Source organism: Sphingomonas sp. 28-62-11 (assembly GCF_002278865.1).
GTDB lineage: Bacteria > Pseudomonadota > Alphaproteobacteria > Sphingomonadales > Sphingomonadaceae > Sphingomonas.
Window position 1 is genome coordinate 109,092 of sequence record NZ_NCGB01000002.1, and the last position, 9,742, is coordinate 118,833.

The 9,742-nt window shown below is 60.6% G+C and carries 9 protein-coding genes and 1 tRNA gene; 3 read left to right on the forward strand and 7 right to left on the reverse strand.

What is annotated here, in order from left to right; genetic code table 11:
* The 6 genes from B7Y49_RS01455 to B7Y49_RS01480 form a co-directional block, all read right to left on the reverse strand.
* Positions 1-834 (reverse strand): glycosyltransferase family 2 protein (locus tag B7Y49_RS01455; protein WP_374125807.1); only part of this gene is annotated, 834 nt, incomplete at its 3' end.
* Between the two features lie 119 nt (positions 835-953).
* Positions 954-2,549, reverse strand: coding sequence for a trigger factor (tig, locus tag B7Y49_RS01460; protein ID WP_374125778.1), 1,596 nt, complete (start codon positions 2,547-2,549; stop codon positions 954-956).
* Between the two features lie 60 nt (positions 2,550-2,609).
* Positions 2,610-2,694: transfer RNA gene (locus B7Y49_RS01465), tRNA-Leu, on the reverse strand.
* Positions 2,695-2,786: 92 nt separating this feature from the next.
* Entirely contained in the window at positions 2,787-5,525 is a 2,739-nt protein-coding gene (gene secA, locus B7Y49_RS01470) for a preprotein translocase subunit SecA (protein ID WP_374125779.1), read from the reverse strand.
* Between the two features lie 107 nt (positions 5,526-5,632).
* Positions 5,633-5,896, reverse strand: a complete 264-nt coding sequence (locus B7Y49_RS01475) for a hypothetical protein (protein WP_374125780.1) — start codon at positions 5,894-5,896, stop codon at positions 5,633-5,635.
* Between the two features lie 117 nt (positions 5,897-6,013).
* Positions 6,014-6,493, reverse strand: a complete 480-nt coding sequence (locus B7Y49_RS01480) for an energy transducer TonB (RefSeq protein WP_374125781.1) — start codon at positions 6,491-6,493, stop codon at positions 6,014-6,016.
* A gap of 47 nt (positions 6,494-6,540) precedes the next feature.
* On the opposite strand from B7Y49_RS01480, the gene argJ reads away from it, so the two are divergent.
* The 3 genes from argJ to B7Y49_RS01495 are packed head-to-tail and all read left to right on the forward strand — an operon-like array spanning position 6,541 to position 9,114.
* The gene (gene argJ, locus B7Y49_RS01485; RefSeq protein ID WP_374125782.1) at positions 6,541-7,767 is read left to right on the forward strand and encodes a bifunctional ornithine acetyltransferase/N-acetylglutamate synthase; all 1,227 of its coding nucleotides are present in this window, start codon (positions 6,541-6,543) and stop codon (positions 7,765-7,767) included.
* 1 nt (position 7,768) lies between these two features.
* Positions 7,769-8,212, forward strand: a complete 444-nt coding sequence (locus B7Y49_RS01490) for a VOC family protein (RefSeq protein ID WP_374125783.1) — start codon at positions 7,769-7,771, stop codon at positions 8,210-8,212.
* Positions 8,209-9,114: a glutathione S-transferase family protein gene (locus B7Y49_RS01495; RefSeq protein WP_374125784.1), complete on the forward strand. Its 906-nt coding sequence runs from the start codon at positions 8,209-8,211 to the stop codon at positions 9,112-9,114. The genes B7Y49_RS01490 and B7Y49_RS01495 overlap by 4 nt, the downstream gene beginning before the upstream one ends.
* Before the next feature lie 274 nt (positions 9,115-9,388).
* On the opposite strand, the gene trxA is transcribed toward B7Y49_RS01495, so the two are convergent.
* On the reverse strand, positions 9,389-9,712 hold the full coding sequence (gene trxA, locus B7Y49_RS01500) for a co-chaperone YbbN (RefSeq protein WP_374125785.1): 324 nt from the start codon (positions 9,710-9,712) through the stop codon (positions 9,389-9,391).
* Positions 9,713-9,742: the final 30 nt, after the last annotated feature.

Here is a 9,742-nt window from a genome sequence, read left to right on the forward strand (position 1 = left end):
CAGCGCGGCAAGGATCATCAGCCCCGTCACCAGCACCGCGGTCGGGAGCCGCGGCACGAGACCTGTTTCGAGATAAGTAGATACCAGCGGCACACTGAGAACCAACGCTGAGAGCGCGAGCACCGCACCGATCGCACCGAAAAACAGCATTGGCCGTTCAATCCGATACAACGTGGCGATGGTGCGCAAAATCCGGAAACCGTCACGATATGTACTGAGCTTCGACGTCGACCCTTCCGGCCGCGCATAATAGGGCGTCGCAATTTCGGCGACCGGCATTTTTAGCTCGAGCGCGTGGACGCTGATTTCGGTTTCGATCTCGAACCCGCCTGTCAGCACCGGAAAACTTTTCACAAATCGCCTGGAGAACACACGGTAACCCGATAAAATATCAGTGAAGCTCCGCCCGAACAGCTGGGTCAGCATCCCGGTCAACACCGCATTGCCCAGCTGATGCCCCGCCCGATAGGCCTCCTGCACCTGCGTGACGCGCGATCCCACGACCATGTCGAGCTGCTCGTCAACCATGCGGGCGACCATCGCGGGGGCAGACGGCGCATCATAGGTCGCGTCGCCATCAGCCATGACATATATATCGGCATCGATATCGGCGAACATGCGGCGAACGACATTGCCCTTGCCCTGCATCCGCTCGCTGCGCACCACCGCACCAGCCGCCCGCGCTACCTCGACGGTGCGGTCGCTGCTGTTGTTGTCATAGACATAGACCGTCGCGTTCGGCAGCGACGTGCGGAACCCCGCCACGGTCTGCGCAATCGCCGCTTCCTCGTTGTAACAGGGCAGCAGCACAGCGATCACGGGCACATCGCTCATCGCCTGTTCCAACGCCCTACCCGCCTCACGCAGCACTGATCCGGCCACCAACTCGTTCATCCCTGCCAACTCCCATCACGATCGATAGGTCATAGGCGGGAAAGACAAACAAGTCGTGATCAGGCATCCGCCTTCTTGGCAGCGGCCTTTTTGGCAGCAGGCTTCTTGGCGGGCTTGGCTTCGGCGGGCTCAGCGTCAGCATGCTCGACCGCAGGCTCAGCTGCCTTTTTTGCCTTTTTGGCGGCAGGTTTTGCAGCTTCCTCGACCGCAGGTTCAGCAGCGTCTTCCGTTGCAGCCGCCTTTTTGGGCGCCGCCTTCTTGGCCTTGGCGGCTGGCTTGGCGTCATGATCGTGATCGTGGCCGCAACCCGGGCCATGGACATGGCTGTCTTCGCTTTCGATCGCCGCTTCGATTTCCTCGCGCGTTACTTCGCGCTCGGTGATCGTTGCCTTCTCGAACAGCCAGTCGACAACCTTGTCCTCGTACAGCGGCGCGCGCAGCTGAGCGGCGGCCATCGGCTCCTGCCGCACATATTCGATGAAGCGCGTGCGCTCCTCCGGGCTATATTGCTGCGCCGCTTGTGCGATCAGCCGGTTCATTTCCTGCTGAGTCACTTCGACACCATTCTTCTGGCCAATTTCGGACAGCAACAGCCCTAGGCGAACCCGGCGCTCGGCAATGGCGAGGTAATCGCCGCGCTCAGCCTCCATTTCAGCAATTGCTTCGGCAGGATCGGCCTCATGGCTCGCCTCATGCTGCAGCTGCGCCCAGATCTGCTGGAATTCGGCTTCCACCATCGATGGCGGCACTTCGAAATCATGGCCGACGGCGAGCTGATCGAGCAGCTTGCGCTTCATGTGGGTGCGCGTCAGGCCGTTATGCTCCTGCTCGATCTGCCCTTTCAGCAGACCACGCAGCTGCTCCAGGCTCTCAAGCCCTAGCGAGGTCGCCAGTTCCTCGTCGATCGCGGCTTCCTTGGGGGTGCGAACGTCCTTGATCACCAGATCGAACGTCGCGGCAGCACCCTTCAGGTTTTCAGCCGCATAATCATCGGGGAAATTGACGTTAATCGTGAGCTCTGCGCCCTTCTTCACGCCGATCAGCTGATCTTCGAAGCCGGGGATCAGGCGACCGGTGCCGATCTCAACTGACATGTCCTCACCCGTGCCACCATCGAACGCCACGCCGTCAACCTTGCCGACGAAATCCATAACAACCAGATCGCCCGTCTTAGCCTTGTGCGTCTTCGGGGCGTCTTCGAATCGCTTCTGCTGATCGGCAAAGCGCTGGAGCTGCGCATCGACGGCAGCATCATCCACCGGCACCACGAGGCGCTCCAGCGTCAGCCCTTCGATCGCTGGGGTTGGCACTTCCGGCAGCACTTCAAGCGTTACCGTGATCTCGGCGTCCTTGCCGATTTCATAACCATCATCGAGCGCGACCGAAGGCTGCATCGCTGGTCGCAGTTTTTTCTCGCTGATCAGCTGCTGGATGCCGTCCTGAATTGAGGTGTTAAGGGCGTCCTGAGTCAGCGCCGGGCCGTGCATCTTGCGTACCAGGTTGGCGGGCACCTTGCCGGGCCGAAAACCGGGCATGCGAATTTGCGGAGCGACCTTCTTAATCTCCGCTTCGACGCGCGATTCGATATCCTTGGCGGTGATCTTGAGCGAATAAGCGCGCTTCAGGCCTTCGTTCAACGTCTCAACAGTCTGCATTTTGGCTCTTTTCGTCAGCTAATTCTTAGAAGGGCAGTCCCGGCTGCAAGGCAGCGGGACTGGTGCGGGCGAAGGGACTCGAACCCCCACATCTTGCGATGGCAGGACCTAAACCTGCTGCGTCTACCAGTTCCGCCACGCCCGCAAGGACAGCGCCAGTCGGCGATGGTCTATAGCAGCGATGCACGCCGGGGCAAGCGCGCGATCATCCAGCGATGATGCGCGCGTTCCAGCCTGTTACAGCGCCCCGTGGCACTGCTTGTATTTTTTGCCCGATCCGCAGGGGCACGGCGCGTTCCGGCTCACGCGTCCTTCCCACTGGGAGGGATCATCACCAAATTCATTGCCTTCAAGGCGCGGCATTGTCAGCGGCGCGATGCGCGTCGTGACTAGGCCAAGATTATTGCCACCGTCGATATCGTTGCTGTCGTCCAGCCCGGTAAACGGGTCGAAGTGCGATGTGATGAAATCGGGAAGATCAGGCAGCGACGTTTGCGGTTGCAGCTGGAACTGGGCGTGCGCGATCGTCTTGGTCACGTCCTCGCGAATCGTCCCGAGCATGCGTTCGAACAGCGCAAACGCCTCCTGCTTATACTCATTAATCGGCGTTTTCTGCGCATAGGCGCGCAAGTGCACGACCTGGCGCAACGCATCGAGCGTCGAGAGATGCTCCTTCCAGTGGTGATCGAGATTCTGGAGCAGGATCGACTTCTCGACCTGCGTCCAGGTTTCCGGATCGAGCGCCTCTGCCTTGGCGGTTACGTGCGCATCGGCGGCCTCGCGCACGCGTTCCTCGACAAGTTCAGGGTCGATCGCTTCCTCGGCAAGCCAAGCATCGAACGGCGGATCAATGCCCAGCATGTCCTGAACGCTCGCGCGCAACCCCTCGATATCCCATTGCTCGGGATAGCTGTTGGGCGGGCACGCCGTGCCGACCAGCGTGTTCACGGTTTCCGATCGCATGTCAGACACAACGTCGCCCACGGTATCGGCGTCCATGATGTCGCTGCGCTGTTCATAGATAACCTTGCGCTGATCGTTCATCACGTCATCATATTCAACGACCTGCTTGCGGGTGTCATAGTTTCGCGCCTCGACCTTGCGCTGCGCGGTCTCGATCGCCTTGCTGAGCCATTTCGATCCGATCGCCTCACCATCGGCGATGTTGGACCGCATCATCTTCGCAAACATCGTGTCTGGCCCGAAGATTCGCAGCAGATCGTCGTCGAGCGACAGATAGAAGCGGCTGAGGCCCGGGTCGCCCTGGCGGCCTGAACGTCCGCGCAACTGGTTATCGATGCGGCGGCTTTCATGCCGTTCGGTGCCGAGCACGAACAAGCCACCGGCCGCGAGCACCTCGGCCTTTTCGGCAGCGACTTCGGCTTTGATCCGCTCGATCGCCGCCTCGCGCTCCGGTCCTTCGGCGAGCCCGACCAGCTCGTCATTGATGCGGAACTCGATATTGCCGCCCAGCTGAATGTCAGTCCCGCGGCCCGCCATGTTGGTGGCGATCGTCACCACGCTCTTGCGGCCCGCCTGCGCCACGATGTGCGCCTCACGCTCATGCTGGCGCGCGTTCAGCACTTCGTGCACCACGCCTTCCTTTACCAGGAACTCGCTCAACAGCTCGGATTTCTCGATCGAGACCGTGCCGACCAGCACGGGTTGCCCGAGTTCGGCATGGTGCTTGATCTTCTTGGCGATCGCCTGAAACTTGTCCTGGGTGTTCTTGTAGAACTCGTCTTCTTCGTCGACCCGCTTCACGGGCACATTGGTGGGAATGGTGACGACGTTCATCTTGTAGATGTCAAAAAATTCGGCTGCCTCGGTCGCGGCAGTCCCGGTCATGCCCGAGAGCGTTGGATACATCCGGAAATAATTCTGGAACGTGATCGACGCCATCGTCTGGTTCTCGGGCTCGATCGCAACACCTTCCTTGGCTTCCACCGCTTGGTGCAGGCCATCGGACCAGCGTCGTCCGTCCATCATGCGGCCGGTGAATTCATCAATGATGATCACCTTGTCGTCCTTGACGATGTAATCGGTGTCGCGCTTGAACATCTTGTTTGCGCGCAGCGACTGGTTGACGTGGTGCACCACCTGGGTGTTCTCGAAATCATACAGGTTGCTGCCTTCGAGCAGCCCGGCTTCCTCCAGCATCCGCTCGGTGAGCTCGGTGCCCGCTTCGGTCAGGATGATCGACTTCTGCTTTTCGTCGAGCTCATAAGTCGATGCATCAAGCTGCTTCACGATCGCATCGACGCGCAGATACAGATCGGTCTTATCGTCTGTGGGCCCAGAGATGATCAGCGGGGTGCGGGCTTCGTCGATCAGGATCGAATCGACCTCGTCGACGATCGCAAAGTTGAACTTGCGCTGCACCATCGATTCGCGGTCGTACTTCATGTTGTCGCGCAGATAATCAAAGCCGAGTTCGTTGTTGGTCGCATAGGTGATGTCGGCGTTATAGGCATCACGGCGTTGCTGATCGGTCAGGTTCGGTACGATGACGCCGGTCGTCATCCCCAGATAGCGATAAACATTGCTCATCCATTCGGCATCACGCGCCGCGAGATAATCGTTCACTGTCACAACGTGCACGCCGGTGCCTGGCAGTGCGTTTAGATAGCTGGCGAGCGTCGCGACCAGCGTCTTGCCCTCGCCCGTGCGCATTTCGGCAATCTCGCCGCGGTGGAGCACAATACCGCCAATCATCTGCACGTCGTAATGACGCTGGCCCAGCGTCCGCTTGGCAGCTTCGCGCACCGTTGCAAACGCTTCAGGCAGCAGATCATCGAGCGTCGCACCATTGGCCAGCCGCTCGCGGAACACGGCGGTCTGCGCAGAAAGTGTCGCGTCATCCATCGCTGCGATCTGCGGTTCGAACGCATTGATCTTGTTCACGATTGCGCCGAGCGATTTGACGTAGCGATCGTTCGACGATCCGAAAATGGTTTTGGCGAGGCCACCGAGCATGATGCTATCCTATGTTCTGGGAATGGCATGACCGACCGAACGGGGTCGCCACGCGAAAAAGGTTTGCGAAAAAAGTCGACCGCGTTTGGCGTCGACGGGGCCGCGCGCTATTCGCGTCGGCGACCCATATAGATTGGGGCGAAGGCCAGCGGACGGGTGACAGCGATCACTGGCGCTGCGGCAACACCGAGACGTGCGGGCAAAGTCGGTGCTGCGTGATGCACCGGGCGATGCCGTGCGGTCGAGGAACCGACGGCAAGCAGGCGCGTACTCGACACCGTCTGATGCAACCGCACTTCCGGTGCCCGGCCGTTCGCCACCGCGCCGGTAAGGGCGCTCAGCAACGCGGAGAGGATAAGCAGCAGTTCCAATCGGGTCTTCCGTATCAGGCCAAGCAATCACATGGGCGCGGTCGCACATAAGCAGTCGGATGCGTAACGTCCATCGCTGATGAAAGTCGCATCACCGCAAAGCGATGCGCTTTTTCGCTATTCCTTGGCGTCCTCAACATCGCTCAATCGCCAACGCATCGCTGATTTCCAGGTCCCTTTCACCGGGTTGCCGTTGCTATCGAGCGCCGGTTTGAACTGCCCGTTCGCGATCAGCTGGCTGCAGGTGGTGGAATCGAGCAGATCAGAACCACTCGATTCGATGATGTTGCAGCCGGTAATCCGCCCAGCCGCATCGATATCCAGCGAGAATTGCGTACGCCCCTCCTGCGATGCGATCCGCGCTTCGGGGGGATAGGAATCAAGGGGAAACCAGTCACCCGGATTGCCGATTGGCGTCACCCCGGTGGCGACAGGATCGGCAGGGGCTGAGGCGGAAGGTGCCTTCGCAGCAACTTTTGCCTGGGCAGCAAGAGGCCGTTGCCCGGCTTGCGCAGGAAGGGCGAGTGGAGCCCATAAAATCAACGTGCCAAGTATTGCTCGCCGAACGATTGTTACCTTGCCATCGGTTGTACGCACTTTAACACCCCCTGCATTCCCCCTCCTTCTAGGCTCAGAGTCGATCCATGTCATCCCGCTCGCCGCTCGCCCCAGATCGCTTTCCGGATTTGCCCCCGATTGCCGGGGTCACCGTCCAGGTTGCGCGAGCAGGATATAAGGCGTGGGACAGATATGATCTAACCCTGGTTACGCTCGATCCGACGACCGTTGTTGCAGGCGTCACAACAACCAGCAAATGCCCATCGCCCGAAGTTGAATGGTGTAGGGCCGCGCTCACGCTTGGGTCGGCGCGCGCTTTGGTGGTGAATGCGGGCAACGCCAACGCCTTTACCGGCAATCGTGGCAGGGCTGCTGTCGAAGCGATTACCGCACGGATCGCCAGCGCACTCGATTGCCAGCCGTCGGACGTGTTCGTCGCTTCAACGGGCGTGATTGGCGTACCGCTGCCAATCGACAAGGCCGAAGCCGGGATCGATGCCGCACTGCAGGCAACCCCTTGCAGCTGGGAGGATGCCGCCAACACGATCGGCACGACCGACACCTTCGCCAAGGGTGCCGTGACATCCGGCGTGGTCGATGGCCGAACGGTGACGCTCGTGGGGATCATCAAGGGTTCGGGCATGATCGCACCAGACATGGCGACGATGCTCGGTTTCATCTTTACCGATGCCTTGGTCGATCCAGCATTCCTGCAAACCGCCCTCCGCGATGCCAACCGAACCAGCTTTTCGTGCATCACCGTCGACAGCGACACATCGACCAGCGACACCGTTCTCGCCTTTGCGACCGGTAAGGCCGGCAACGCGCCTCTAGTCGATGCCGAATCCCCGGGTGCCGACGCTTTTCGGGCCGCCCTAAGCGATCTCTGCCTGCAGCTTGCCCATCTCGTCGTGCGCGACGGAGAGGGCGCATCGAAGTTCATCCGCATCGACATTACCGGTGCGGAAAGTGACAGAAGCGCCCACCGAATCGGTATGTCGATCGCCAATTCCCCGCTCGTCAAAACCGCGATTGCCGGGGAAGACGCCAATTGGGGCCGTGTCGTCATGGCGGTCGGCAAGGCAGGCGAACCCGCCGACCGCGATCGGCTCTCGATCCGCTTCGGCACCACGCAAGTCGCCCATGATGGTCTGGCGGTTGAGGGGTATGATGAAGCCCCCGTCGCCGCGCATCTGAAGGGGCAGGAAATCGATATCGGCGTCGACATCGGCCTGGGCGATGGCCGCGCGACGGTTTGGACGTGCGACCTGACGCATGGCTATATTTCGATCAACGCCGATTACCGGAGCTGAGATGCCGCCATCGCTGGTGCCCGAACTGTACGTCAGCGATTTCGACCATAGCCTCGAATTCTACACGACGGTCCTTGGTTTCCGGATCGGCTATGCGCGGCACACCGAGAAATTCGCCTATCTTGAGCGCGAGAATGCAGCGTTGATGATCGAGCAGCCCATTGGTCGAATTTGGCTCGCCGGGCCGCTCGAAAAGCCATTTGGCCGCGGTATCAACCTCCAGATTACGGTCACGTCGGTCGATTCCGTCCATACCGCAACCATGGCTGCCGGTGTGGTGCCCGTGCAATCGCTTGAGCAACGCGATTATCGTCGCGCAACCGATATCGTCACGGTTCGCCAGTTTGTGATCGCAGATCCCGACGGCTATCTGTTGCGCTTCGCCGAAACGATCCGCGTCCGACCGATCGAGCGCCACGCCAACGCATCAGGGGAAATTGCATGACCGATATCATTTTGCACCACTATCCACGCTCACCCTATGCGGAGCTCGTTCGCCGCGCGCTGGGGATCAAGGGTGCACGATGGCACTCGGTCATCATCCCGAACATGGCCCCCAAGCCCGAGCTGACCCCGCTGACCGGTGGCTATCGCAAAACGCCTGTGGTGCAGATTGGTGCAGACATTTACTGCGACACCGCCATCGCGATCGAGGCGATCGAGGCGTTTCAACCTGAACCGACGCTGTTCCCGGCACCACTTGGGCGGTTGGGGGCATTGGTGGCGATGCAGGCAGGCGGCGCGACGTTCAGCCATGCCGTCGGCTCCGCGATGGCGGTGGTGGCAGACCAGATCGACGATGCGTTTTTCGAAGACCGTAAGGCCCTATTCGGCATGGACCGCGAGCGGATGAAGAAAGCCGCCCCGCATCAGACCGCGCAGTTCATTGGCTGGCTTGCGCGACTTGACGATGCGCTAGCGGATGGTCGCGCATTTCTGGGCGGCGATGCGCCCGGCTATGCCGATTGCGCGATGGGCATGAATGTTTGGTTTCAGGCCGGGTTCGGGTTGAAGGACGCGCGGCTCGCCCCCTTCCCCCATGTTGCCGCCTGGATCGCGCGGTGCGACGCCATCGGTCACGGCGAGCGGATCGATATGACCGCGCAAGCCGCACTCGACATCGCCCTCGCGGCAACGCCCGCCACCACCGCACAGATCGACGATGGCTGCGGCTTCACCGAGGGTCAGCACGTCGCCATCCGCACCGAAGATCCTGGTGCCAACACCGTCACCGGCACGCTGCTCCGCTGCACTGCCCGCGACATCGTGCTGCTGCGCGACGATCCGCGGGTCGGCGCAGTAGCGGTGCACTTCCCGCGGATCGGGCAGATTTTGCGCGCAGCTTGAGTCCCAATCCCTAAGTTCCTGCCACATGCCACAGCCGTTCGGGCTGAGCGCAGTCGAAGCCCAAGCGTTGCTCTTGCCCTTCGACTTCGCTCAGGGCGAACGGCGGCTTGATCGAGCCGAAGTTTAGAGTTTGATGACGTTACCTTGGCCCGCTCGTTTCGAGCGATGTCGAGCAACAGGCCAAAAGCGCTACGCAGGATGTCTCGACTTCGCTCGACACGAACGGAATGGGTTTTGATTCAACTAAATGTAATCCCGCTATAGGTAGCGCCCGTCAAGCGAGCGCGCCTTCAAGCCAGGCCTTCAGCTTGCTTTTGGGGGCCGCACCGCTGAAGCGCGCGATTTCCTCACCGCCCTTGAACAGCACGAGGTTGGGGATCGCGCGCACGCCGAAGCGGGCGGCCATTTCTTCGGCATCGTCCAGATTGGCCTTGGCGATCGTCACCTGCCCGGCCAGTTCATCGGACAGTTCCTCGAGACTCGGTGCGATCACCTTGCACGGGCCGCACCAATCCGCCCAAAAATCCACCAGCACGGGCTGATCGGCCTTCAGCACATCGCTGTCGAAGGTTGCATCACTTACTTTGGTCGTCGCCATGTCATTTTCTCCTGATGGTCATCAGATAGG